A 24,202-nucleotide genomic window follows, 5' to 3' on the forward strand; every position below is an offset into this window, starting at 1 on the left:
AGCACCGCGCCGGAGCCGGTGCTCGCGAGGTCACCGCCGGTGGACGACGACGAGCCGCCGGTGGAGCCGCCGGTGGAGCCGCCGGTGGAGGAACTGCCCGCCGAGCCCCCGGCCGTGGCGCCGGAGGTACCCGAGCCGCCCGCGGAGGACGCCGAGCCGCCGCCTCCCGTTGTGCCGCCGCTGCTCACGTCGAGCCGGATGCGGGCGGTGTCGTTCGCCTTGTCGTGGTCGAAGGGCCGCGGCTCTCCCGCGAGCGCCACGGAGCCCTCGGCCCCGGACGACGCCCCCTTGTCGATCCGCAGCGTGAACGAGTACGTCTCCCCGCCGCCCTCGTTGATCCAGGACTCGCTGGTGCCGCACGTGTAGGCCCCGGGCGCCGTTTTGTCGCAGAAACCGGCCGCCTTGGTCACCGTCGTGCCGGAGGGCATCCTGATCAGGACCCGGGTGGCGCCCTCGCCCGGTTCCCGGAGCACCCAGCCGGGCCCCGCGTTGGTGAACCGCACCTGGAGCGCGACGGTGTCCCCGGCGCGCCCCTTGAGCCGTGCGCCGGTCACCCGGAAGTCGGCCGTGTTGTCCGCCGTCACGGCCACGTCCGCGGCGTCCCAGCCGTCGTGCTGTGCGGAGCCCGGGGCGGCCGGGGTCTCGTCGGGCCGTTCGACCAGCTTCACGGCGGGGCCGGTGCCGCGCACCGGGTCGGAGGCGCCGTCGCCCGGGCCGGTGTCGGTGGAGTCGACCGTGACCCTGAGCCGGTCGTAGAGCGCGTGGTCGAGGACCTTCAGGGTCAGCGGCCGCTCGGGCGCGTAGACGACATCCGGCCCTACGGTCTGGTCGAACTCGCAGATCACCTCCGAGCGGCTCGGCTCCTCGTCGAAGGCCGTGATCTCGTAGCGCAGGCAGTTGGCCGGCACCTGTGTGTGGCTCAGCCCGCGCGTGACGGAGTACGACAGCCACACCTTGCCGAGTGCCGAGCCGCCCGTGTTGGTGAAGGTCGGCGTCACCTGGATGTCACTGCCCGGCTCGACCCCGTCGACAGGGGCGATGGCGCCCAGCACCAGGCCGGCGGGCGAGTCGTCGGCAGCGGCCGGCACGGCGCCCAGCGCGATCAGGGCGAGGGCGCCGATGGCGCCGCCCGCGGTCTGCCGGAGCGTGCGGTGTGGGGGGAGGGTGAGGGGCATGGAGTCCTCTGACGGAAGCGGATGCGACGGGCAATGAACAAGCGGGGAACGCGAGTTCCCCGCAGGGAGACTTCCGACGTGCAGGAATGTTTGCACCTGCCCCACCCGCCGGGCCGTCCCGCGTCGCCTCCGGCCGGACCCGCACAGCGGACAGGCCCCGGTCGTCCGGGCCTGCCTGGTCGTTCGGAGTCGGAGGGCCATTCGATCTCGTGCACCCGCGCGCCGTCACCCGGGCGGGCCGCTGAGGCGCGGCCGGCCGGCGAGGACCCGCCCGCCGAGCACGTGCCGTGCGCAGGGGGATGCCGGGCGACGGTGCCCGGCGTTTCAGCCGGCCGTGTGCTCGACGCGCATCCGCACCTGCTCCTCCAGGCGGCGCAGGCTGCCGTCCAGGGCCTCGTACACCGCCCGCTCCCCGGGGTCGTGGCCGCCCTCGAAGAAGGACAGGTGGACGGTCACCTCGCTGGTGCCGCTGCCGATGCCGGCCACCTGGAGCCAGCCGGTGTAGCTGCCCTGCTCCCGGGTGCCCCACTCCAGGCGCATCTGGTCCGGTTGGGACCGCAGCAGCGCGGGCAGGTCCTGGCCGGAGCCGGCCTCGTGCACGGTGACGGCGGGCGGCTCCTCGGCGTCCACGTGCAGTTCGTCGGGGAGCCAGGAGTCGAACTGGGCGACATTGGCCGCCTGGTCGAAGACCTGCTCGGGCTGTGCGGGCATCGTGCGGGAACGTTCGTACTCGGCCATCGTGGCACCGCCCCTGAAGTCGAGGAGTCGTACCCCGCCCGCGTGCCCCTTCCGCGGCGCCCGAAAAGCGCTCAGGCCACGGCCTCGCGTGCCGTCCGCTCCACCAGGGAGATGCCCGCGTTCATGGAGGCGCTGCCGTTGGAGAGGACCGCGACGAGGCACCGGTGGCCGTTGACGTTCACCTGGCCGACGCTGTTGACGTCCCAGAGACCGGTGGAGGTGCGCTGCAGCCAGCCGTTCTTCAGCGCCCGCTGCGCCCCGGAGGCGTTGACCGCGGAGACGCCCCAGGCCTGCTCGGGAACGACGTGGCTCATGAGATCGCGCATGTAGGCACGGGACCGGGCGCTCAGCGGGTCGGAGCCCGTCTTCGCCGTGCGGTTGTCGAAGACGGCCCCCAGCAGCCGTATCTGGTCGCTCGCGGTCGTCTGCGTCAGACCCCACAGGCCTCCGGCACCGCCCGTGGTCGAGGTCAGCCCCAGGCGCTTGTTGGCGGCGGCGAGGCCGGGCGCCCGGCCGATCTCCCGCCACAGGGCGTCGGCCGCCGCGTTGTCGCTGCGCTCGATCATCGGTTCGGCGTGTTGGCGCTCCCCGGCGGTGAGCGCTCGGTGCGCGTCCTGGGCCTTGAGCATGAGGGCCGCGAGGATGTCGACCTTGACGATGCTGGCGGTGTCGTAGCTGGTGTCCGCGCCATGCACCACGGGGGCGCGGCCGTGTCCGTCCAGGTCCAGGACGGCCGCGGTGGCGTGGGCGGTCTTCGCCGGGGCGGGGGCGTTCTCGGCGGGGGCGGGGGCGCTCTTCGCCAGGGCGGGTGCGGTCTTCGCCGGGGCGGGTGCGGTCGAGGCGGCGGCGGCCGGTATGCCGGCGGTGAGCAGGGCGGCCACCGAGGCCAGGAGGACGCCGGTCGTGCGGCGTGCGGTGTGAGGCTGGGGGAACGACATGGGTCACGAACGTAGACAAAACCCGCCTGCCGTGAAGTGGCTGCGGTCACTCCGAGCCCCTGTTCGCCCCGGATTGTGAGAAGAGCCACCGTTGGGCGCAATGCGACGCATGGGGTGACATGGCGGCGGCGTGTACGCGCGGACCGGGCCTGGCACTCGCCTATCGTCGGCCAGACACCGACATCCGGAGTGATGATGGAAGAATCGGATGAACTGGTTGGCGTGGTGGAGGGTGTGGCGGTCGTCCCCCTCGGTCCACCCGAGCGCCGCATCCGGCCCCGGTCGTACGGCGCCGCCCTCGCGGCCGCGACAGCGGCCGGCGTCGCGGCCGTGCTCCTCCTCGCCGGTGCGCAGTGGCTGAACCAGCCGGCCGTTCAGGCCTGGCGCACCGTCTGCCTGGCCATCACCGTCCAGGCGCTGCCCTTCCTCCTCCTGGGCACCGTGCTGTCCGGTGCCATCAACGCCTTCGTGCCGGCCGACCTGTTCACCCGGGTGCTGCCGAAGCGGCCCGCACTCGCCGTGCCCGTCGCGGGCGCCGCGGGCGCGGTGCTGCCGGGCTGCGAGTGCGCCTCCGTCCCCGTCGCCCACAGCCTCATCCGCCGCGGCGTCACTCCGGCCGCGGCCTTCGCCTTCCTGCTCTCCGCCCCCGCCGTCAACCCGGTCGTGCTCACGGCCACCGCCGTCGCCTTCCCGGGCAACCCCGCGATGGTCGCCGCCCGGCTGCTCGCCTCGCTCGGCACGGCGGCCGTGATGGGCTGGCTGTGGCTCTGGCTGGGCAGGGAGGAGTGGCTGCGCCCGGTTCTGCGGCACCGGCACGCCGGACACGAGCACGGCCGCAGCCGCTGGACGGAGTTCCGGCTCGGCTTCCAGCACGACTTCCTGCACGCCGGAGGCTTTCTCGTGCTCGGCGCGATGGCCGCCGCCACCTTCAACGTCGCCGTGCCGCGCTCCGTCCTCGACGCCTTCTCCGGCTCGCCCTGGCTCTCGGTGCTCTTCCTGGCCGCCCTCGCCGTCCTGCTGGCGGTCTGCTCGGAGGCCGACGCGTTCGTCGCCGCCTCGCTCACCGGGTTCTCGGCGACCGCCCGGCTCGCGTTCATGGTGGTCGGGCCCATGGTCGACCTCAAGCTCATCGCCCTGCAGGCGGGCACCTTCGGCCGCGCCTTCGCCTGGCGGTTCTCCGCGGCGACCACGGTCGTCGCGGTCACCGCCGCTTTCCTGATCGGAGGCGCCCTGCTGTGAGACGCCCCGTCCAGGCGCTGCTGCTGACGCTGACCGGCATCGGCCTGCTGCACATCGCCCTGTTCACCGACACCTACCTGCGCTACGTCAAGGCCGGCCTGCGGCCGCTGCTCATCGCCTCCGGAGCGCTCCTGCTGCTGCTCGGCCTCGCGGGCGCGGTCTGCCGGGGCAGCAGGCAGCACGCCGCGCACGACGGCCACGACCACTCCGGCACGCCCGGGATCGCCTGGCTGCTCTTCCTGCCGGCCCTCAGCCTGCTCTTCCACGCTCCGCCCGCGCTGGGCGCGTACACTGCCGCGCGCTCGAACAGCAAGCCGGTCACGGTGCAGAAGGCCTTCGCTCCGCTGCCCGCCGACTCACCGCTGCCGCTGACGCTCACCGACTTCACCAAGCGGGTCCAGCAGGACCGCAGCCGGGCCGTCCAGGGGCGCACCGTCCGGCTGACGGGCTTCGTCACCCCGGACAAGGACGGAGGCTGGTACCTGACCCGCATCGTCTTCACGTGCTGCGCGGCCGACTCGCAGACCGTCAAGGTCCGGATGTACGGCACCGAGGCGCCCCCCGCCGACACCTGGCTGGCGGTGACCGGGACCTGGCACCCCGTAGGCACCCTCGGCACCCGGACCGCGCAGGCGGCCCTCGACGTACGGGAGGCCCAGCCCATCGCCCAGCCCGTGAACGCCTACACCGACGATCTTCCGCTCACACCGTCGTAACCTGCCGGGCTCGGCAGCCCGGTGACGGAGGTCAGCCGAACAGGCTCCGCACCCGGATCGTCTCCACCCGCCGCCAGATGCCGCCGGGCAGCAGCAGCCACTGCTCGCCCATGCCCCGCTTGCGCCGGCGTGCGGCTCCGGGATCGGCGCGGGCGGTCCTGGTGCGCGGATCCCGGCGCGACGGCAGCGCGGCACCGCAGCCGCGGCCGGACCGCCGCTGCGCATGTGCCTTGCCGGACCGGGCCTTTCCGGGCGCGGCCCCGGACGTCGCCGCGCCCGGGGAGACCTCGGCGGGAGGCACCAGCCGCGGCCCCCGCCCCTCGAACGTGTCCCTGTCCATTTGCGTCCGTCCTTCCCTGCCCTGCTCGAAGGATGACCCACAGGCCGGAGGATGACCCGCCCGCATTGTGCCGGGGCCGGGCGGCACGCCCGCACGGCGTCGGCAGCACGGGTGAGCGGCCTCCTCACCCCTGCCTACCCCGGTTCGGGGCGCTCAGCGGGAGGAGCGTTCCGGCGACTCCTGCGGTTCCAGGTGCGAGGCGAGGACGGCGGCCTGCACCCGCCGTTGCACACCGAGCTTGGCCAGCAGCCGAGAGATGTGGTTCTTGACGGTCTTCTCCGACAGATACAGTCTCCTGCCGATCTCGCGGTTGGTCAGCCCGTCGCCGATCAGCGCCAGGATGTCGCGCTCGCGCGGCGACAGGCCGGCCAGCTCGGGCGGCACCGACGGCGCGCCCCCGGCCTCGGCCCGCAGCGAGCGCATCAGGCGGGCCGTCGTCGCCGGGTCGAGCATCGACTGGCCGGAGGCGACCGTGCGCACCGCCGACACCAGATCCGACCCCTTGATCTGCTTGAGCACGTATCCGGACGCCCCGGCCATGATCGCGTCCAGCAGGGCGTCCTCGTCGTCGAACGAGGTGAGCATCAGGCACGCAAGCTCCGGCATCCTGCTGCGCAGTTCCCGGCACACCGAGATGCCGTCCCCGTCGGGCAGGCGCACATCGAGCACGGCGACGTGCGGGCGCAGGGCGGGACCACGGACCAGGGCGTGCTCGGCCGTGTCCGCGTCGCCGACCACGAGGATGTCGGGTTCGGCGTCCAGCAGGTCGGTCAGTCCGCGCCGGACGACCTCGTGGTCGTCCAGCAGGAACACCCGGATCGGGTCCTGGGCCGTGAAGGTGCGCGTCTCGGTCATGCCGACCTCTCGTTCCGCGGAGACGGACGTACTGCGGGCTGTCACCACGCCGATGGTCGCCCGGCGGAACCGGATGCACCAGGGCCGACCGGCCCCATTTCCCGTGCCGTCACCGGCGAGCCCCGCGGGCGGTCCGCGTGCGCCTCGCGGCGCTCCGGCGCGAGGTCGAACCGCACGTCCACGACCCCCTCGACCGCGCGCACCAGACGAGCGGCCACGGGAACGAGGGCGTGGTCCCGGATCCGGCCCGTCACCGTCACGATGCCGTCCTCCACCTCCAGTTCCACGGCCGAGTTCGGCGGCGGGAAGAGGCGGGTCACGACCTCGCGCCGCACGTCCTGCCGGATCTCGTCGTCCCCGCGCAGGAAGACCTTGAGCAGGTCGGCACGGCTGACCATGCCGTCCAGCAGGCCGATCTCGTCCACCACGGGCAGCCGCTTCACCTGGGCCCGCGCCATGATCCGCGCGGCCTGGGCGAGGGTCGCGCCCGCGTGGACGGTGACCGCCGGGGAGGACATCAACTCCGCCGCGGTGACCGCCTCACCCTTCGCCAGGTCGGCCGCGGGGCGCAGCCGCCGGTAGCCCTCACCCGGGCTGTCCCGCAGCTCCTCCTTGGCCAGCAGGTCGGCCTCGGAGACCACGCCGACCACCCGGCCCTCGCCCTCAAGCACGGGCAGAGCGCCGACCCGCCAGTCCTGCATGAGCCGTACGATCTCCTTGAAGGGGGCCCGCCGGCCGACGGCGGCGACCGTGTGGGTCATCACGTCGCTGACGATGTGCGGGGTGCCGTACATGGTGACTCCCCTCTCGACGGGCGGTCCGCTCCCTTTCAGCGTGGGCCGGTGCATGCCGGTCGGCACATGGGCCGCCCGGCCCTCGCGCGGACCGTACGGCCGCCCGCCGTGACCCGATGCGCGCACGGGGGACCGGTCGGCCCCCTCGGCGGGACCAGCGGCCCATGACCCCGGGCCCTCGCGCCACGACGCTGGAACCGGATCCCTCGCCCGGCGAGGCCGAGACAGTGACCCGACCCCCGGCTGCGGGTCTCGGGGGATCGCCCGAGAAGGCGCACGGCCTCCTCCACCCCGACCAGGGACGGTGATCGCGATGGACCTGCCCGTCGTCGTCGGCGTCGACGGCTCCGAGCCGAGCCTGCGCGCCGTGGACTGGGCGGCCGACGAGGCCGCTCTGCGCGGCGCCCCGCTGCGCCTGGTGTACGCCTCGCTCTGGGAGCGCTACGAAGGCGCCCTGCTGGCCCAGGAACTCGGCAAGCCGGCCGAGGAGGTGATGGCCCTGGACGTCGTCGGCGCCGCCGAGAGCCGGGCCCGCCGCCGGCATCCGGAGCTCGAGGTCACCACCGCCGTGCTGCCGGAGGAGCCGGGGTACGGTCTGGTGCACGAGAGCCGTAGCGCCCGCATCGTGGTGCTCGGCTCCCGGGGCCGCAGCGGCATCACAGAGGCGCTGCTCGGCTCGGTCAGCGTCACGGTCGCGGGTCACGCGCACTGTCCCGTGATCGTGCTGCGCGGCAGCCACGACAACACGGTGACCCGGCGCCGCGTGGTCCTGGGCGCCGAGGGAAAACCGGCGCAATCGGCAGCCGTACGGTTCGCCACCGAGGAGGCGGTCTTGCGCAGCGTGCCGCTGGAGGCCGTGCGGGCCTGGCGGCGTTCCGCGCACACCGCCCTCGGGCATCCGCTGCGCGCCGACGAGCCCGCCCACGCGTCCGAACAGGGTGCCGCGGAAGCGGTGGAGGAGGCGCTGAGGGATGCTCCCAAGGAACTGGAACTGCACTGGCGCACCGTCGAGGGCCACGCCCGGGACGTGCTCGTGGCCGCCTCCCACGGCGCCGGGCTCCTCGTCGTCGGCGCCCGGCACCGGCACGGTCGCTTCGGCCTCCAGCTCGGCCGGATCGCTCACGGAGTCCTGCACCGCGCGGCCTGCCCGGTGGCCGTCGTACCGGAACCCGTCTGACCTCGGCCACCACGGGCGGCCACGACGACCCCGATGACGACCTCTGTGACGGCCTCCACGACGACCGGAGCTCCGTCACACTCGGCGGGCTCGGCGGGCTCGGCGGGCTCGGCGGAGTCGGGGGACTCGGCGGGCTCGGCGGTGGGGCACCGTGCGGTCGGCCGTCACCAGGAGCCGGGGATCTGCGGCTTCGGCGGCCGTGGCTGCACTTCGCGGACTTCGCGGGCTCGGCGGTGGGGCACCGTGCGGTCGGCCGTCACCAGGAGCCGGGGAGTCCAGGCAGGGGCTCCGGCAGCCGGGGCTGCACCTCGAAGACGCCACCCAGGCCGGCCGCGCGCAGCATCCGCAGGAAGTCGGCGCTCTCCGTGACCAGGCGCAGTCGGCCGCGCCGGGCCAGGACCCGGTTGCGCGTCCGGCACAGGATGGCCAGCCCGGCACAGTCGATGAACGCGACGGTCCTGAGGTCCAGCACCAGGTCCAGGTTCGGTCGCGCGGTGAGCGCGTCGAGCCGCTCCACCAGGGCGGGCGCGGTCAGCAGGTCGATCTCCCCGTGCAGGGGGAGGACGGTCGGGCCGTCGAGGCGGGTCGGTGGAGGATCTGCCCCGGGCTCCGCGTGGTACTCGGGCATGTGACCAGCGAAGTGCGCGGGCCGGCAGCCGGGAAGGGCCGAACGGTCCCCTCTCCGGTCCGGCTGGGCCCACCCGGCTGCGAAGCGGTCGGGCCGGGCGTGCCGAGGTGCGCGTGAAGCGGGCCCGCCGGCCGTGCGGGGACTGCGCGGAGCACCGTCCAGCCGGGATTCGGGCCGGACGGCCCAAGCGCGTGCCCCCGCCCCGCGCCCACGCTGGAACGCGGGGCGGTCCGGGCGTCGTACCGGCCGGGCCCCGCGCGACACCGACCCCGAGAGTGGTGAGGAGAGCCATGAAAGGCTACGTCTTCCACGGCCCCGGAGAGGCCTCCTGGCAGGACGTCCCCGACCCCGGGATCAAGGAGCCGACCGACGCGATCGTGCAGGTCGGCGCCGTGACCATCTGCGGGACGGACCTGCACGTCCTCAAAGGCGACGTTCCCGAGGTGCGCCCCGGCACGGTGCTCGGCCACGAGGCCGTGGGGGAGGTCGTCGAGGTCGGCAGCGACGTACGCACCGTACGCCCCGGGGACCGGGTGCTGATGTCCTGCATCACCTCGTGCGGACGCTGCCGCTTCTGCCGGGACGGCGCCTACGGCCAGTGCCGGGGCGGCGGTGGCTGGGTCCTCGGCCACCTGATCGACGGGACCCAGGCCGAGTACGTCCGCGTCCCGTACGCCGACCTTTCCGTGCACCCGCTGCCCGGCACCCTGCGCAGCGAGGACGCCGTCCTGCTCGCCGACATCTTCCCGACCTCCTACGAGGTGGGCGTCCTGAACGGGCATGTACGGCCCGGCGACACCGTGGTGATCGTCGGCGCCGGCCCCATCGGTCTCGCGGCGCTCGCCACGGCACGCCTGTTCGCTCCGGAGCGGATCATCTCGGTGGACCTGGCCCCGGCCCGGCTGGAGGCAGCACGGCGGCTCGGCGCCGACGCCGTCGCCGATGTCCGCGAGGAGCCGCTCCAACTGGTGGAGGACCTGACCGAAGGACTCGGCGCGGACGTGGCCATCGAGGCCGTCGGCGTGCCCGAGACCTTCGAACTGTGCGCCCGGATGGTGCGGCCCGGCGGGCACGTGGCCAATGTCGGTGTGCACGGCGCGCCGGCCACGCTGCACCTCGAGGAGCTGTGGATCAGGAACCTGACCATCACGACCGGTCTGGTGGACGGCACTTCGACCCCGACCCTGCTCCGGATGGCCGCCGCCGGCAAGCTGCCGACCGGTGAACTGGTCACCCACGTCCTGCCGTTGGACCACATGGAGCAGGCGTACGACGTGTTCGCCCACGCTGCCGAGACCGGCGCGCTGAAGGTGGTGCTCGGCGGGGAACAGCACGAACTGGCCGTTCCCACGGCCTGATCGAGATCGCCCGGCGGCCACGCCCTCCAGGCCGTAGCGCTCGACGGCCGGAGCGACCGGCTGCGCCGGGCACGTGCCGACGACGACGTCGGGAGCGGACGACGAGGCGTGAACGCGTTCCGAGCCCCACCGGATGGCGGGGGTCTGCGGCACCGAACCGGACGGTGGGTGACGCTGGTGCCGGGTGACAGGGCACGGCGGCGCCGAACCGGACGGTGGGTGACTCCGGTACCGGACGACGGGTCACGGCGCCGCCGACCCCGGTCTCCCCTCCTCCGGCACGCCTCCCGCGCCGGTGAGCAGCACGCCCGTGACCAGGTCGGGACGGATCCGCACCGCCTGGTCCATGCCCTCCTGCGGCGCCCAGGGGCGCAACAGCGCCCGGATCCGGACGAGTTCGGCGGGATCCGTGACGAGGCGGGCGTAGCCGGTGACGACGACGCTCCAGCCGAGGTGGGTGTCAGGATCGATGGCGTCGGCCTCGTACGCGACGACCACGCCCGTGCCGTCGCCCCGCCGGGCGTGCGAGGTCAGCGCGGCGCCGTCGTGGGTGCGGATCACGATCTCCCCGGCGTCCAGGACGTGGTTGACCGGCCGGACGGTGGGCAGCGCCTGCCGGGTGAAGACGACCCGGCCCAGGGAGACGCTGCCGAGCAGCCGCAGCGCCTCGGCACGGTCGAGGTCGATGCGCCGGCGCGCCGGGTCGCGAGAACCGATCATGACGGGCTTCTTCGTGGGAGGTGCTGCCTTCTTGTCGCGGACTTCCGTGCACTGCGCATGCGATGCCAGGTCGCCGACGGAGCGACACCGCGGGGGATCGGTGCCGCTCCTGACTTCACTGTCGTCCCTCTCGCACCGTTCCCGACAGTGCCGTTCGGTCCTCGACGGGGGCCGGACGTCCCGCCGGCCCGTCACCCGCCGACGGGGTGTCCACCCGTGGACCGGGGCGGCCGGAAACGATCACATGCCCTCCCGGCCCGGGAGCCGATACGGTGTCATAGGGCCCACTCGAAGCCATGCGCCGGTGGGGACTGGAGGGTGCGGTGACCGATACGGAGCAGCCCGGCGTACGACTGCCGCAGCTGAAGCTGGACGAGCTGCTGGAGGAGCTGCAGGCCAGGATCGACGCGGCCCGCGGCACCCGGGACCGGGTGCACAGCCTGCTGGAGGCGGTCCTGTCCGTCGGTCGTGAACTGGACCTGGAACAGGCGCTGCGCTCCATCGTCGAGGCCGCGGCGACCCTCGTCGACGCCGAGTACGCCGCCCTCGGCGTGATCGGACCCGACGGCCGCACGCTCTCGGCCTTCCACACCGTCGGCGTGGCCCAGCGGCAGATCGCCGAGATCGGCCCCTACCCGGAGGGCCACGGCATCCTCGGCGAGCTGATCCGACACCCGCAGGCGCTGCGGCTGTCGAAGATCTCCGAGCACCCGTCCTCGTACGGTTTCCCGCCGGGGCACCCGCCGATGAACAGCTTCCTCGGGGTTCCGATCCGGGTGCGCGACCAGGTGTTCGGCAATCTCTACCTGACCGAGAAGCGCGGCGGGCTGGAGTTCGACGAGGAGGACGAGGCGGTGCTGTCGACGCTGGCCGTCGCGGCCGGGGTGGCCATCGACAACGCCCGCCTGTACGAGGACTCCCGGCTGCGCGAACGCTGGCTCATGGCGAACGCGGAGATCAGTTACAGCCTGATGTCCGGCAGTGAGCGCACCGAGGCGCTGGACCTGATCGCGGAACGGGCCCGTGAGATCACCGGCTCGGCCCTCGCGGCGGTGGCGATGCCGCTGTCCGGCACCGACGCGCTCTCCGTCCAGATCGCCGTCGGCGCGGAGGCGGACGCCCACCGCGGTCTGGTGCTGCCCCTGCACGACAGCCTCATGGGCCTGGCCTTCGCCGCCGCCGCCCCGGTCATCAGCGACGACGTCGCCCATGACCGGCGGATCTCACCGGAGCCGCCGCGCTTCCGCGGCCTCGGGCCCGCCGTGGCCGTCCCCATCGGCACGGGCGAGGGCGGGGTTCGGGGCGTGGTGCTGCTGGCGCGGGAGGAGGGCCGGCCGGTGTTCTCGGGCACGGAGACCGAAAGACTCCAGGGGTTCGCCGCACAGGCCGCCATCGCCATGGAGCTGGCCGAGCGGCGCAGGGACGCCCAGCAGATCGCCCTGCTGGAGGATCGCGACCGGATCGCCCGGGACCTGCACGACCTGGCCATCCAGCGGCTGTTCGCCACGGGGATGACCCTGCAGAGCGCGGGCCGGTTCATCGACCATCCGGAGGCCTCCGAGCGGGTCCTGCGGGCCGTCGACGACCTGGACGAGACCATCAAGATCATCAGGTCGACGATCTTCGGGCTGCGGGCGCACGAGGGATCCGCCGCGAGCGGGCTGCGGGCCCGGGTGGTCCGGGTGGTAGGCGAGGCCGCACGCGTGCTGGGCTTCCCGCCCAGCGTGCGCATGGAGGGGCTCCTGGACACCGACGTACCGAGGGAGATCGGCGACCACGTGGTGGCCGTGCTCTCCGAGGCCGTCACCAACATCGCCCGGCACGCCCATGCCGACCGGGCCGAGGTGCTGCTGGCCACCGACGGCCGCGAGGTGCGGCTCACGGTGTGCGACAACGGCGTGGGCATCCCGCCCGACGGCCGGCGCAGCGGGCTGCGCAACATGGCCGAGCGGGCGGAGCGGCTCGGCGGCCGGCTCGAAGTGGGCCGCGGCGAGGACGGCGGCGCCCGTCTGGAGTGGCGGGTGCCGCTGCCCAGGACCTAGATGAGCGTCCGCCGAGGGAGGTGGAGCGGGTGCTGCGCTCGGTCCGGACAGCGCAGGGGAGATTCGGCGCTGGGTTTTGTACGTCTCGTCGGCACTCATACCGCCGTAATCCGGGTGAAGGTGCACGATGGTGTCCTGAGGCTCAGCGGCCGGGGGCGGGAAACCGCCCTGACGCCGCGCGCCGCCCGCCTCGTCCGGGCCGGCCCCGGCGCGGTGGACGTGCGGTGCGCGCCGGCGGGCCACCGCGCAACCCGGTGCTCGACCCGGACCTGGCGGACGCCGAGTCGGCCCGCCCGCTGCGCGGTGGGCCGCCGGCCCACGAGAGGAGGCGGTGACCATGACACGGACACCTCCCACCACGGTCGGCCGAGTGCGGCTGTGGCGGTGGCGGCGCAATCCGCTGCGGCGGCACAGCGACGTCGTGGAGGCCTGGATCGTCCTCGCCACCTGGGTCCTCGTCGTGGTCGCAGGAGTCCTCGCCGGCCTCCTCGCGGCGCAGGCCGCCGCCTCCGCGTACTCCGCGCGGCAGGCACAGGTCCACCCCGTGTCGGCCGTGATCACCGGCGAGGCGTCGCCGACCCCGGCCACCGCGACCGGTTACGACGACGGGCGGGTCTGGGCCACGGTGCGCTGGACGGACCCGGACGGCACGGTGCACACCGACCGGGCGAAGGTCGTCCCCGGCACCCCCGCCGGCTCCGAGGTGACGGTGTGGACGAACCGGGCGGACCGTATCGTCCCCGCGCCCGTCACCGGCACGTCGGCGGACCTCCAGGCGGCCCTGACGGGCGTGCTCGTCGGCCCGTCGGCCGGTGCGGCGGTCTGGAGCGCAGGGTGGTTGGTCCGCACCCGGCTCATCCGCCGGCGCATGGCCGAGTGGGACGAGGAGTGGAAGCAGGTCGGGCCCCAGTGGGGGAACCTCAGTGGAGGCCGGGGCTGAGTCGCCCACCCTGGTCGGTGGTGCTCTGGTCTCGGCGGGTCGGTGGTCCGCTGTCACGGCCCTTTGCGGGGTCGGCACCGTGGCCGGTGGTGCTCTGGTCTCGGCGGGTCGGTGGTCCGCTGTCACGGCCCTTTGCGGGGTCGGCACCGTGGCCGGTGGTGCTCCGGTCTCGGCGGGTCGGTGGTCCACGGTCAGGTCCCTTTCCAGGGCCGCAAGCCCCGCACTCCACTGCCAGGACCGCCGGCCCGCACCCCGGCCGGCCGTGCTCACGCCCCGGTCAGTCGGCAGTCCACTGCCACGACCCCTTCGACGGCCCGCACCTTACGGACCGCCGGGGGTATCCGCGTGCCGTCCGGGACCCGCCCGGTCAGCGTCACGACGCCGTCGGTGACCGTGACGTGCACGGGGTCGACCGGAGCGGGGAACAGCACGTCCAGCACGTCGCGGCGGATCTCGTCGGCGAGGTCGTCGTCCGCGCGCAGGAAAACGCTGAGCAGATCGCTGCGGCTGACCACGCCCTCCAGCACGCCGTCGGCGGTGACCACCGGCAACCGCTCGATGTGCCCCAGCGCCATGAGGCGCGCCGCCTCGGCCAGCGTGGCGTCGGCGTGCACCGTGACGGCCGGCGAGCTCATCAGCTGCTCGGCGGTGACCGCTGCGGCCCTGGCCAGGTCCGCGGGGCGGCGCAGCCGTGTGTCCGCGTCGGGGGGAGTGTCCCGGAACTCCTCCTTGGGCAGCAGGTCCGCCTCGGAGACCACCCCGGCCACCCGGCCGTCGTCCTCCAGCACCGGCAGCGCACCGACCCGCCACCGCTCCATGCGCACGACGATGTCCTTGAACAGGGCCGCACGCCCGACCGCCACGACGTCACGCGTCATCACGTCACCCACCCGGTGCGGCCCGCTGGGCATGCCGTCCTCCTCACCGGTCCGGGCGTCCTCTGCCATGAGGGGCGCAGGTCGAGCAGCCGGACCCCTTGGGCGCACGACCGACGGCCCGGCGCCTCGCGTGGCGTGCGGGCAACGGTGCGAGACGGACACCACGACGCGACGCGGACACCAGGGCGGGACACCGGCATCAGGGCGGGAAGGCCATCCGCTTCTCGCGGATCCGGATTGCGCGGTGCACGGCTCGAAGCCGCTTCCCCGCGTCTGTCGGGTCCTTCCCGCCGCTACCAGCACATCACGAGAAGCGCCGCCGCACCAGTGCCGTTGCGCCCACACCTGCGCCGAGCAGAGCGTCGGCTCCCGCACCGCCACCGGGCTCGGGCCGCCGGCTGCCGGACGTCAGTCCCCAGGGCTTCGCCGACGCCGCCGGCAACTGCCCACCGGCGCCAGGCGTGAGCGTCCTGCGTCCGCTGGGCCCGTATCCCGGCGAAGGACTGCCGAGGTCGTGAAAGAGCGGGAACCACCGCTCGCGGAAGGCGTCACCGAGGGCGAGGCCTTCCCAGCTGCGGCGGACGGCGGCAGGATCCGTGGTGTCGGTCCTGGGCCGGTCGTGACCTCTCCCCGAGCGGTCATGGTTCTCCTCGGCAGCTGCCGCGCCCACTACCGTATGACGGAAGAGATAAGCCGCTCAGCGGAAACACTTGCCCTGGGGGAGCGTTGGCACGGTTGCCGGGTGTGCGGTGGAGACGTCGCGGACGTGGGTCGGGGAGCGTGCGGCAGGTGCTGCGCGGCCCGGCGCAGGTCATGTTCCTGGCCGACGCCCGCGCGGGCGCCCTCTGCTGTCTCGCGCTAGCCACGGCCGACTGGCGCTACGGCGCCTACGCCCTGGGCGGCGCCGTCCTGGGCACCGCCACCGCACACCTGCTGGACGCGGCCGACGAACGGGTCGAACCGGGACTGGAAGGGCTCAACTCCTGCCTGCTCGCCCTGTGTCTGGCCGTGTTCCTGGGCCCGGGCCGGCTGTCCACGGTGCTGCTGGCCGCGGCGGGCTGCGCCGTGGTCACGGTCGTCACGGCGGCGCTGGTGCGGGTGCTGCGGGTGTGGGATCTGCCGCCGCTGACCATCCCGTACTGCCTCCTGGCGGGCGCGGTGACCGCGGCAGCTCCCGCGTTCGGGTGGACGCGGCCGCGCACCGCCACGCCACCGCAGGCGCTCTCCGGGCCGACCAGCCTCCACCCCGCAGACCTGGCAGGAGCGCTCCTGCGGGGCGTCTCCCAGGTCTTCTTCCTGGACCAGTGGTACGTGGGGGCGCTGCTGCTCGGGGTCCTCTTCCTGGCGAACCGGGTGGCCGGACTGGTGGCCTGCGCCGGCGGTGCGACCGGCATCCTGACCGCCTGGGCGCTCGGCGTCCCCGCCGCACGGATCGCCGACGGCACGATGGGCTACAACGCGGTGCTGGTGGCGCTGGCGCTGTGCGGGGCGCTCCTGCCGGCGACCCCGGCCACGCTGCCGTACGCCCTGCTCGGCGCGGCGACCACGACCGCTCTGACCCAGGGCGCGGCCGGACTTCTCGCCCCGTCCGGCGGCCACGTCCTCACCTGGCCGTTCATCCTGACGACGCTCTGCTTCCTGGCCACCGCCCGCTGTTTCCCCCGCCTGACCGCCCCGCGCGGGTCACGGATCTGCTTGAAGGAAGGAGCAACGGGGGAACCGATGGTCACGGAGAGCCGTTGATCATCATGGACCCGGTGAGCGGCAGCGACGGTGGAGGAGAGATGAGTGTGACCCTGACCAAGGGCGGCAACGTATCGCTGAGCAGGCAGGCCCCCGGCCTGACTGCCGTGACGGTCGGGCTGGGCTGGCAGGCGGACACGGGGTACCAGCCGGATGCCGGGGCGCTGCTGTGCGACCGGTCCGGGAGGGTGCCGTCCGACGACTGCTTCGTCTTCTGCAACAACCCGAGCAGCCCGGACGGTTCGGTCCGGCACTCCGGCCAGGCCCGCCCGGCCGGCGGGGACGACCAGCGGATCCAGGTCGACCTGACACGGGTTCCGGCCGAGGTCGAGAAGATCGTCTTCTCGGTGTCCCTCTCCGAGGGCACGAGCCGCGGCCACACCTTCGCGCAGGTGCACCGGGCCCACATCCGCGTCCTCGACCAGGACGGCGGCACCGAACTGGCGCGCTACGACCTCGCGGGCGGCACCCTGTCCAGCGAGACCGCGCTGGTCTTTGGAGAGCTGTACCGGCACGGCGCCGAGTGGAAGTTCCGCGCGGTAGGCCAGGGCTACGCCTCCGGCCTCGCCGGCATCGCCACGGACTACGGCGTGGAGGTGCTGCGGGGGACGACGGCTTCGGACTCCGTTCCGCACGCCCCCGCCTCGGACGCGCAGCTCGGCGCCCCCGCTCCGCACGTGCCGCCCATGCCGGGCACGCCTCCCGTCCCTCCCGCCCCCGCGTTCGCCGCAACTCCTCAGCCCACCTCCCACCCCACCTTCCACCCCTCAGGGAGTCCCGCCGTGACCTGTTTCTTCGACCCCGGCCACGGCCCGGGCACGACGACCGTGACCTGGTCCCCGCAGTGGGGCGTGCCCCGGCCCGTGCAGGCGTGCGGCGGCTGTGCCCAGCGGGTGCAGACCACGCTGCCACCGTTCTACACCCCGCCCCAGCCGGGCTGTCCGCAGGCCGTGCCGCAGGGCTACCCGCACCAGGGTTACTCCCAGCAGGGCTACGGGCAGCCGTACGCCGACCACCACGACCACCATCAGGGCGGCGGCCGCCGGTTCGGCGCCGGGGCGCTCATCGGCGCCGGAGCGGCCGGTCTCATCGGCGGCGCGCTGCTCAACGAGGCGTTCGACGACGACGAGCCGGACGTCGTCGTCAACAACTTCTACGAGGACTGAACCGTCGGCCTCGTGGACGCTGCCGCCTACACTGTGTGGGCGCGTGTGCGTCGACGGTGACAAGGGCGGGACGGGTGAGGACTGTGACGAAGAGCGCCGGCGGCTTCGACGATCCACCCGCCGAGGTGCTGGCGGATGCCGCCGCCGCGTTCGGCCTGCTCGCCTCCTCCGCCCGGCTGCACCTGATGTGGGCCCTGTCGCAGGGTGAGAGCGATGTCACGCACCTCGCCGACCGGGTGGGCGGCGCGCTGCCCGCGGTGAGCCAGCACCTGGCCAAGCTCAGGCTCGCCGGGCTGGTCCGCGCCCGCCGCGAGGGCCGCCGGCAGGTCTACTACATCCACGATCCGGACGTCGAGGCCCTGGTCCGCGTGATGATGGGCCGGCTGACGGCGCGTTCCCGGCACGCGGTCGCCTCCATACCCCGCATGCGCTCACCGGGTTCCGGGTGCTGAACGCCGTCGCCGACCCTGCCGCCTTCGACGCCCCCGTGCATCCCACGCACGGGTCTGGGGGCCAGTGACGGCGCGGCCGTGCTCCACTCCGGCCGGTGCACCGACGGCCTGCCCCGCCGGCCGTCCCCGCCTCCGCTCTGCGCCGCGGCTCCGTGCGACGGCCCGGCCCGGGCGCGTCACGCACTCCGCCGTCGCACTCGGCACAGGGGCCGCTGAGACGGGGAACCGCGGTGTACGTACACACGGGGGGCGCCCGCCCGCTCCGCCCCACAGGCGGGGCGCGTAGACTCCCGCTGCCGTACCGCGACGCCCGGGCACGGGGTTCCATGAGATGCCTCACCTGTGAATTCGGTGTGGATCTGTGCTGCTCGGGCCACGGGTTTGTTAGATTGCGCAACTACGCAACCGAGGTGGGGCCGCGCTTCACCTCCTCGTACACCGCCGCAGCATGCCTGGCCGTACCGTCGACGGCCCGGCCTGACGGGCCCGACCGTTCATGGGAGTGGGAGATGAGCGACCCGTGGGACGGGCCGGCCGGCCAGGCCACGCGCAGCCGCGGAAAACAGGTGCCGGGGCAGCGCACGGCCGAGCCCGACGGGATGCGCCCTCCGGGCGGCGGTCGGGCCGCGGCCCGCGCGGCGGCCCGCTCGCACGGCGGCAGGCGGCGGCGCAAAGCCCGTCAGGCGGGGCGCGGCAGGAGGGTTCTGAAGGTCTTCCTCATAACCCTGTCCATGATCATCGTGGTCACCGCCGGCGCGGGGTGGTGGTTCTACGAGCACCTGAACGGCAACATCCACAGTGTCTCGCTCGACGGCAAGGGCGGCAGTGAGAAGGCCGACGCCTTCGGCCGCACCCCGATCAACATCCTGGTGATGGGCTCGGACGGCCGCACCAGCAAGGCCGACTGCAAGCTCGGCGGCGGCTGCTCGAAGACCGGAGTGCAGACCGGCAGCAACGCGGACGTGGAGATGGTGGTGCACATATCCGCCGACCGCTCCAACGCCACCGTGATGAGCATTCCCCGCGACACCATGACCCAGGTCCCGGCCTGCAAGGACAGCGAGAACGGCCAGTCCACGCCGGGCTACTACGGCCAGATCAACAGCGCGCTGCAGTACGGTCCCGCCTGCCAGGTGGCCACCGTCCACAAACTGACCGGCATCCCCATCGACCACTTCGTCAAGCTCGACTTCTCCGGCGTGGTCAAGATGTCCGACGCGGTCGGCGGTGTCTCCGTGTGCGTCAGCGACAACGTCTACGACACCTACTCGCACCTGAAGCTGTCCAAGGGCGATCACACCCTCAAGGGCGTCGCCGCCCTGGAGTTCGTCCGCTCCCGGCACGGCTTCGGCGACGGAAGCGACCTGGGCCGCACGATCTCCCAGCACATCTTCCTGAGCTCGATGATCCGCAAGTTCAAGAGCGCGGGCACACTCACCGACCCCACCAAGGTCTACAGCCTTGCGGACGCCGCCACCAAGGCGCTGACCGTGGACGACGGCCTCGACAGCGTCAAGAAGCTGATAGCGCTCGCCTCGGACCTGAACAAGGTGCCCACCAAGCGGATCACGTTCACGACGATGCAGACCGGCGCCGACCCGAACAACAGCAACCGCGTGGTGGTGGGCCCCGGCGCCAAGACCCTCTTCTCCACCATCGCCAACGACCAGTCCCTGACCACCGGGTCCGGCAAGAAGTCCGCGGCGGCCTCGGCAACCGCGAAGGCCACCACGCCGGCCGTGCCCCCGTCCCGGATCGCCGTGACGGTCGAGAACGGCACCACCATCACCGGCCGCGCCTCCGCCGTCGCCACCGCCCTCACCGGCCAGGGCTTCAGCTCCGGGACGACCACGGCCAACGCCCCGAGCCAGGCGGCCACCACCACGCTCACCTACGGCACCGGCCAGAAGGCCGAGGCCAAGACGGTCGCCAAGGCACTCGGGCTGTCCTCCTCGCACCTGAAGCAGGGCACCGGCACGGGCCTGACCCTGGTGATCGGCAGCGACTGGCCCAGCGGCACCACCTTCCCCGGCGGCACCTCGACGCCCGCTCCCGCCGACACCAAGGCGGCCGTCGGGGGCGCCCACGCCTCCACCGCCGACCAGGCCAAGACCTGCGCCAAGGTCAGTCCCTACAGGACGGTCACGTACAACGGCATCGCCATGACGCCGTCCCAGGCGTACGCGGCGGCGAAGGGCAAGCCGGACTCCGACTCCTGATCCGGGGAGCACCCGCCGCGCCGGTCAGGGGCTGGCGATGTCGAAGCCGTAGCGCAGGGGCTCTTCGGTCACCGAGTAGTCGCGGCGGTAGAGGAACACCGCTTCCGCCCGCACGCCGTCGGGCGACGTGGCCTCCACCTGGCAGGGGTAGGTCACCTGGATCACCCGCGGCCGGGCGTTGACCTTCATCCGCAGTCCGTCCGCGGGCCCGCCCTCGAGCACCGCGTACTCCCAGCCCGTCACCTCGGTCGTCTCCACGACGACAGCTTAGGCATTGCGCAACTGCACCGAGCGTGAACCGGATCACCGGCAGGCGCCCCGGACCAGGGCAGTTCCGTCCGGATCGGCGGGACGGCGATCTGGGCACGTGGGCCTCGGTGCGGCCGTGGTCGCATCGCTCGCGAGGTCTGAGCGTGAGCGTTCGAAATCAAGATGCGTCGTTGCGCACGGCAGTCGCATACTCACCGCATGGCCACGTTCTCCGAGCGGTTCCGGGATCCGCGCAGCACCGAGAACGACTTCATCGGCTTGATCATGGTGCGGTGTCCTGGTTGCTGGAAGGCCGCTCGTGTCGTCCCGGCGCCCGAAGACGCCGATCCCGGCGGTCGGATCCTGTTCAGGCCGCGACGTCTGGTCTGTCGTCACTGCGGACTGTCCCGGGAGCGGAACGGCCGTTGTGTCGCGCTCGCTGCCGGCACCGCCGAACCCGCGACGGATCCGTACTTCGGAATACCCCTGTGGCTCCAGGCCGAGACCAGGCACGGGTGGTTGTGGGCGTACAACCTCGAACATCTCGACTTGATCCGTCAATTCGTCCAGGCAACGCTGCGGCAACGAGCACCCTGGTACGACACCGGGCGAAAGATGACCTTGGTGGCCCGTCTTCCGGCATGGGTCAAGCGCGCGCACAACCGAGATGACATTCTGCGTGCCGTCAGCCGCATCCACGCCTCACTGGTTGCCGCTTGACCTGCTCACCAGCGCCCGAGCAGCACGCGAACGTGATCCCTGCCCGGCGGAGGCCACCCGCTCCGGCGCCGGCTCCGGTCCTCCGCCACCGGCCTGAACGGCGAGCACGTCGAGCGCCCGGGTGAGGCCGCCGCCGACGTTGCGGCGGCCGTGAGGGAAGCGCGCCGAGCCCGGCCGGCTAGACGGGCCGCTGGGAGGCCGCCGCTTCGGGGCGCAGATCGGCGAGGGTGAGGGGATGGGCCGGGGGAGAGGTCAGGGCGATGCGGGAGGTGGTCCCCAGGCCGCGGTCCACGTGCAGCAGCTCGCCCGGTTCCATGAGGCGCCAGTTCGGGTTCTCGTCCAGGGGTTCGCTGGCCACGATCACGGAGGAGACGGCGGCGAGAGCCGCCGAGTGGACACGCAGACGTCCGTGGCTGCCGGTGTGGTCGAGATGGCGCGACCCGTGACGGCCGCCCGCGGGCCGTTCGAGGACATACAGCTCGTGGGTGGCGGGATAGCGCAGCGTCCACAGTTCCCCGGCGGTGACGAGGACGACGTTGAGCGCGAAGAGAGGGAGATTCCCGGCGACCCAGCGCGCGGCGGCCGCGATCCCGGCGGACACGTCACCGCCGTGCGCCTCGGTCTCCCGCGTGACGAGGGCGAAGAAGCGCTCGGAGTCGGTGTCGCCGTGCACGAGGGCGCGGTCCGGGCCGAGGTGACGGTCGAGTTCGTCGAGTCCCTCGATCACCCCGTTGTGCGCGAACAGGCGCCCGTGCTGCTCGAAGGGGTGCGTGTTGCGCACGTCAAGGCCCCCGGTGGAGGCGTACCGGATGTGCGCGAGGAAGGTGGCCGACTCGACCTGCCGGGCCTCCCGGGCGAACACCCGGTCCTCGTAGGCGGCGATCGGCGCCTTGTGCACCTCGGGTGTGCCGCGGGGCCCGAAGTACCCGAGCCCCGTGCCGTCGGGCTCGCGGTGACTCTGCGCGCTCAGGCTGTCGGGAGCGTCGAGGAGCCAGAACGTGGCATGCGTGCGCTGCGGAGCGCTGGTCAGCCCGAAAAGGCGGCACATGGGCGTCCTCCTTCGTCGCCGACAGGGCGTCAATCCGGTGTATTCCGCTGGTAACCGGACGATACAGGCCGCGCTGGGCCGTGGACGTGATCGGCTGGGCGCCCGCGTACGCCACAGCACGCATGGGTCAGCAGGCGTCGCGCAGTGCCGGGTCCATGAGCCGGCGGGCGTCTCACGGCGCGGAGTCCAGGAGTCAGCGGGCGTCGCGCAGCGCGGAGTCCAGGGCCTGCTCGAACGTCGGGTGGCGGAAGGGGAAGCCCGCCTTCAGCAGGGCGGCCGGTACGACGCGGGCACTGCAGGTGATACCGGTGGCGAACTCGCCGAGCGCCGCGCGGAGCGCGAAGGCGGGCACGGCGGCGAGTGCCGGTCGGTGCAGTGCGCGGCTCATCGCCCGGGTCACCGCGCGGTTGGTCTCCGGCTCGGGGGCCGTGAAGTTGACGGGTCCGGAGAGTTCCTCGGAGTCGAGGACGAAGCGCAGGGCCGCGATGTGGTCGGTCAGCGAGATGAACGGCCAGTACTGGTCACCGGAGCCGAGCCGGCCGCCCAGGCCGAGGCGGAAGAGCGGGACGAGCCTCCCGAAGGCGCCGCCCTCGGCCGAGACCACCAGGCCGGTGCGCGGATGCACGACCCGGATGCCCGCCGCCCGGGCCGGGGCGGCGGCGGCCTCCCAGTCGACGCACACTGAGGCCAGGAAGTCGCTCCCGGCCGGGGCGCTCTCGTCGACGATCCGCTCGCCCGTGTCGCCGTAGTAACCGGTCGCGGAAGCGGACACCAGGACGCGCGGCGGGGACGCCGCACCGGCGCAGGCCCGGGCGACGGTCCGGGTGCCGAGCACCCGGCTGTCGCGGATCTCGCGTTTGTAGTCGGCGGTCCACCGCCGGTCACCGACGCCCGCACCGGCCAGATGGACGACGGCGTCCACGCCGTCCATGGCTCCCGGCTCGACCTGGCCGCCGGCGGGGTCCCAGTGCGCGGACTCGCTGCCGTCGCGCGGGGCGGCGGCCGACGGACCGCGTACGAGCCGGACGACCTGGTGGCCGTCCGCCAGGAGCGAGCGGGCGAGGGCGGTGCCGATGAGTCCGGTGGAGCCGGTGATCGCGACGCGCATGGCGTCCTCCCAGGGAGGCGACTCGTGCAGTGATCCAAGTGTGCAGCACGAGGCGGGACACCGCTTGCCGGTTCATTGCAACCCCTTGACGGGGCCTTTTAGTTGAAACGTGGTGGGGTAAGGTACGACCTGTTTGGTTTAATTTTCAGCTTGAGGAGGGTCCATGGCTCGGCAGGAGCGAGCTGTCCGGACCCGACGTGCTGTTCTGGACGCCGCCGCGGCGGTCTTCGCCGAGCGCGGGTACGCGGCGGCGACCATCGCCGAGATCCTCAACCGGGCCGGCGTGACCAAGGGCGCCCTGTACTTCCACTTCGACTCCAAGGCGGCCCTCGCCCAAGGCGTGCTGCAGGAGCAGATATCGGCCGAGTACCACGTCCCCCGGGAACTGAAGCTGCAGGAGTGGGTGGACGCCGGCATGACCCTGGCCCAGCGCCTGCCCCGGGAGCCGATGCTGCTCGCCGGGGTCCGGCTCTCGGCCGACCTCCAGGGGCGGCAGGCCTTCCGCAGCGCCTGGCCGGCCTGGGCGGACCTGACCGCGTCCCTGCTGGCGGAGGCCAGGACCAGAGGAGAGGTGCTTGCGCACGTGGTGCCGGAGGAGACCGCTCAGGTCTTCCTCGGCGCGTGGATCGGCGTCCAGTTCGTCTCGCAGGCCGTCTCCGGGTGGGACGACCTCGACCAGCGCATGTCGGCGCTCTTCAACCACCTGCTCCCCGCCGTCGCCGCCCCGGCCGTCCTCGTGCGACTCGACACCGCACCCGACCGGGGCGCCCGCGTGATCGCCGAGGTCCGGCAGCAGTCCCCGGTCGTGCTCGCAGGCGCCCGCACCTGACGATCCGCTCCCCACGACGCGTTCGCACCCGTCTGCGAGCCCCCTGCGCAAAACCGCCGAGGCGGTTTGATCAATGGGCTCCGAGCAGGTGCGGCGGATGCGTATGCCAAGGGCGAAAGAGGGAGTCCGG

At 73.2% G+C, this 24,202-nt stretch carries 24 protein-coding genes; 12 read left to right on the forward strand and 12 right to left on the reverse strand.

Going from position 1 to position 24,202, the window contains the following annotated elements; genetic code table 11:
* The 3 genes from ACLU3S_RS17505 to ACLU3S_RS17515 form a co-directional block, all read right to left on the reverse strand.
* On the reverse strand, positions 1-1,175 hold a 1,175-nt coding region (locus tag ACLU3S_RS17505; RefSeq protein ID WP_413952802.1), incomplete at its 3' end, for a hypothetical protein.
* Positions 1,176-1,499: 324 nt separating this feature from the next.
* Complete coding sequence (locus tag ACLU3S_RS17510; protein ID WP_413952803.1) at positions 1,500-1,913, reverse strand: SRPBCC family protein; 414 nt, start codon at positions 1,911-1,913, stop codon at positions 1,500-1,502.
* A 71-nt stretch (positions 1,914-1,984) separates the two neighbouring features.
* A complete protein-coding gene (locus tag ACLU3S_RS17515; protein WP_413952804.1) occupies positions 1,985-2,851 on the reverse strand; it encodes a serine hydrolase in 867 nt (288 codons plus the stop codon).
* Between the two features lie 195 nt (positions 2,852-3,046).
* On the opposite strand from ACLU3S_RS17515, the gene ACLU3S_RS17520 reads away from it, so the two are divergent.
* Positions 3,047-4,090 carry a permease gene (locus ACLU3S_RS17520; RefSeq protein ID WP_413952836.1) on the forward strand — a complete coding sequence of 348 codons (1,044 nt, stop codon included), beginning with the start codon at positions 3,047-3,049 and terminating at the stop codon, positions 4,088-4,090.
* Positions 4,087-4,806 carry a TIGR03943 family putative permease subunit gene (locus tag ACLU3S_RS17525; RefSeq protein ID WP_413952805.1) on the forward strand — a complete coding sequence of 240 codons (720 nt, stop codon included), beginning with the start codon at positions 4,087-4,089 and terminating at the stop codon, positions 4,804-4,806. The genes ACLU3S_RS17520 and ACLU3S_RS17525 overlap by 4 nt, the downstream gene beginning before the upstream one ends.
* Before the next feature lie 31 nt (positions 4,807-4,837).
* Here ACLU3S_RS17525 and ACLU3S_RS17530 read toward each other — a convergent pair whose 3' ends face one another.
* From ACLU3S_RS17530 to ACLU3S_RS17540, 3 genes are all read right to left on the reverse strand, one after another.
* On the reverse strand, positions 4,838-5,146 hold the full coding sequence (locus ACLU3S_RS17530; protein WP_413952806.1) for a hypothetical protein: 309 nt from the start codon (positions 5,144-5,146) through the stop codon (positions 4,838-4,840).
* A 153-nt stretch (positions 5,147-5,299) separates the two neighbouring features.
* Positions 5,300-6,001, reverse strand: coding sequence for a response regulator (locus tag ACLU3S_RS17535; protein WP_413952807.1), 702 nt, complete (start codon positions 5,999-6,001; stop codon positions 5,300-5,302).
* Positions 6,002-6,042: 41 nt separating this feature from the next.
* On the reverse strand, positions 6,043-6,795 hold the full coding sequence (locus ACLU3S_RS17540) for a CBS domain-containing protein (protein WP_413952808.1): 753 nt from the start codon (positions 6,793-6,795) through the stop codon (positions 6,043-6,045).
* A 313-nt stretch (positions 6,796-7,108) separates the two neighbouring features.
* Between ACLU3S_RS17540 and ACLU3S_RS17545 the strand changes: the two genes are divergently transcribed.
* Positions 7,109-7,972, forward strand: coding sequence for a universal stress protein (locus ACLU3S_RS17545; protein ID WP_413952809.1), 864 nt, complete (start codon positions 7,109-7,111; stop codon positions 7,970-7,972).
* Positions 7,973-8,228: 256 nt separating this feature from the next.
* On the opposite strand, the gene ACLU3S_RS17550 is transcribed toward ACLU3S_RS17545, so the two are convergent.
* Positions 8,229-8,600: an STAS domain-containing protein gene (locus tag ACLU3S_RS17550; RefSeq protein ID WP_413952810.1), complete on the reverse strand. Its 372-nt coding sequence runs from the start codon at positions 8,598-8,600 to the stop codon at positions 8,229-8,231.
* 290 nt (positions 8,601-8,890) lie between these two features.
* Between ACLU3S_RS17550 and ACLU3S_RS17555 the strand changes: the two genes are divergently transcribed.
* Positions 8,891-9,958: a zinc-dependent alcohol dehydrogenase family protein gene (locus ACLU3S_RS17555; RefSeq protein WP_413952811.1), complete on the forward strand. Its 1,068-nt coding sequence runs from the start codon at positions 8,891-8,893 to the stop codon at positions 9,956-9,958.
* Between the two features lie 243 nt (positions 9,959-10,201).
* Here the strand turns inward: ACLU3S_RS17555 and ACLU3S_RS17560 are convergent, their stop codons facing one another.
* Positions 10,202-10,678 carry a pyridoxamine 5'-phosphate oxidase family protein gene (locus ACLU3S_RS17560; protein WP_413952812.1) on the reverse strand — a complete coding sequence of 159 codons (477 nt, stop codon included), beginning with the start codon at positions 10,676-10,678 and terminating at the stop codon, positions 10,202-10,204.
* Between the two features lie 323 nt (positions 10,679-11,001).
* Here ACLU3S_RS17560 and ACLU3S_RS17565 point away from each other — a divergent pair, with 323 nt between their 5' ends.
* Complete coding sequence (locus tag ACLU3S_RS17565) at positions 11,002-12,720, forward strand: GAF domain-containing protein (protein WP_413952813.1); 1,719 nt, start codon at positions 11,002-11,004, stop codon at positions 12,718-12,720.
* A gap of 337 nt (positions 12,721-13,057) precedes the next feature.
* Positions 13,058-13,660: a hypothetical protein gene (locus ACLU3S_RS17570; protein WP_413952814.1), complete on the forward strand. Its 603-nt coding sequence runs from the start codon at positions 13,058-13,060 to the stop codon at positions 13,658-13,660.
* Positions 13,661-13,926: 266 nt separating this feature from the next.
* Here ACLU3S_RS17570 and ACLU3S_RS17575 read toward each other — a convergent pair whose 3' ends face one another.
* Entirely contained in the window at positions 13,927-14,571 is a 645-nt protein-coding gene (locus tag ACLU3S_RS17575; protein WP_413952815.1) for a CBS domain-containing protein, read from the reverse strand.
* Between the two features lie 756 nt (positions 14,572-15,327).
* On the opposite strand from ACLU3S_RS17575, the gene ACLU3S_RS17580 reads away from it, so the two are divergent.
* From ACLU3S_RS17580 to ACLU3S_RS17595, 4 genes are all read left to right on the forward strand, one after another.
* A complete protein-coding gene (locus ACLU3S_RS17580; protein WP_413952816.1) occupies positions 15,328-16,281 on the forward strand; it encodes an urea transporter in 954 nt (317 codons plus the stop codon).
* Between the two features lie 41 nt (positions 16,282-16,322).
* Positions 16,323-17,447 (forward strand): TerD family protein, encoded by a 1,125-nt coding sequence (locus ACLU3S_RS17585; RefSeq protein WP_413952817.1) that lies wholly within the window; start codon positions 16,323-16,325, stop codon positions 17,445-17,447.
* A gap of 83 nt (positions 17,448-17,530) precedes the next feature.
* Positions 17,531-17,899, forward strand: a complete 369-nt coding sequence (locus ACLU3S_RS17590; RefSeq protein WP_413952818.1) for an ArsR/SmtB family transcription factor — start codon at positions 17,531-17,533, stop codon at positions 17,897-17,899.
* Between the two features lie 509 nt (positions 17,900-18,408).
* Positions 18,409-20,118 (forward strand): LCP family protein, encoded by a 1,710-nt coding sequence (locus ACLU3S_RS17595; RefSeq protein ID WP_413952819.1) that lies wholly within the window; start codon positions 18,409-18,411, stop codon positions 20,116-20,118.
* Positions 20,119-20,142: 24 nt separating this feature from the next.
* Here the strand turns inward: ACLU3S_RS17595 and ACLU3S_RS17600 are convergent, their stop codons facing one another.
* Positions 20,143-20,376, reverse strand: coding sequence for a hypothetical protein (locus ACLU3S_RS17600; protein ID WP_413952820.1), 234 nt, complete (start codon positions 20,374-20,376; stop codon positions 20,143-20,145).
* 210 nt (positions 20,377-20,586) lie between these two features.
* On the opposite strand from ACLU3S_RS17600, the gene ACLU3S_RS17605 reads away from it, so the two are divergent.
* Entirely contained in the window at positions 20,587-21,087 is a 501-nt protein-coding gene (locus ACLU3S_RS17605) for a hypothetical protein (RefSeq protein WP_413952821.1), read from the forward strand.
* A 178-nt stretch (positions 21,088-21,265) separates the two neighbouring features.
* Here ACLU3S_RS17605 and ACLU3S_RS17610 read toward each other — a convergent pair whose 3' ends face one another.
* Both ACLU3S_RS17610 and ACLU3S_RS17615 read right to left on the reverse strand, forming a co-directional pair.
* The gene (locus ACLU3S_RS17610) at positions 21,266-22,135 is read right to left on the reverse strand and encodes a class II glutamine amidotransferase (RefSeq protein ID WP_413952822.1); all 870 of its coding nucleotides are present in this window, start codon (positions 22,133-22,135) and stop codon (positions 21,266-21,268) included.
* 193 nt (positions 22,136-22,328) lie between these two features.
* Positions 22,329-23,243 (reverse strand): TIGR01777 family oxidoreductase, encoded by a 915-nt coding sequence (locus tag ACLU3S_RS17615; RefSeq protein WP_413952823.1) that lies wholly within the window; start codon positions 23,241-23,243, stop codon positions 22,329-22,331.
* A gap of 163 nt (positions 23,244-23,406) precedes the next feature.
* Between ACLU3S_RS17615 and ACLU3S_RS17620 the strand changes: the two genes are divergently transcribed.
* Positions 23,407-24,072 carry a ScbR family autoregulator-binding transcription factor gene (locus ACLU3S_RS17620; protein ID WP_413952824.1) on the forward strand — a complete coding sequence of 222 codons (666 nt, stop codon included), beginning with the start codon at positions 23,407-23,409 and terminating at the stop codon, positions 24,070-24,072.
* The last annotated feature ends 130 nt before the right edge of the window (positions 24,073-24,202 follow it).

Source organism: Streptomyces sp. AF1A, from assembly GCF_047340315.1.
Taxonomy (GTDB): domain Bacteria; phylum Actinomycetota; class Actinomycetes; order Streptomycetales; family Streptomycetaceae; genus Streptomyces.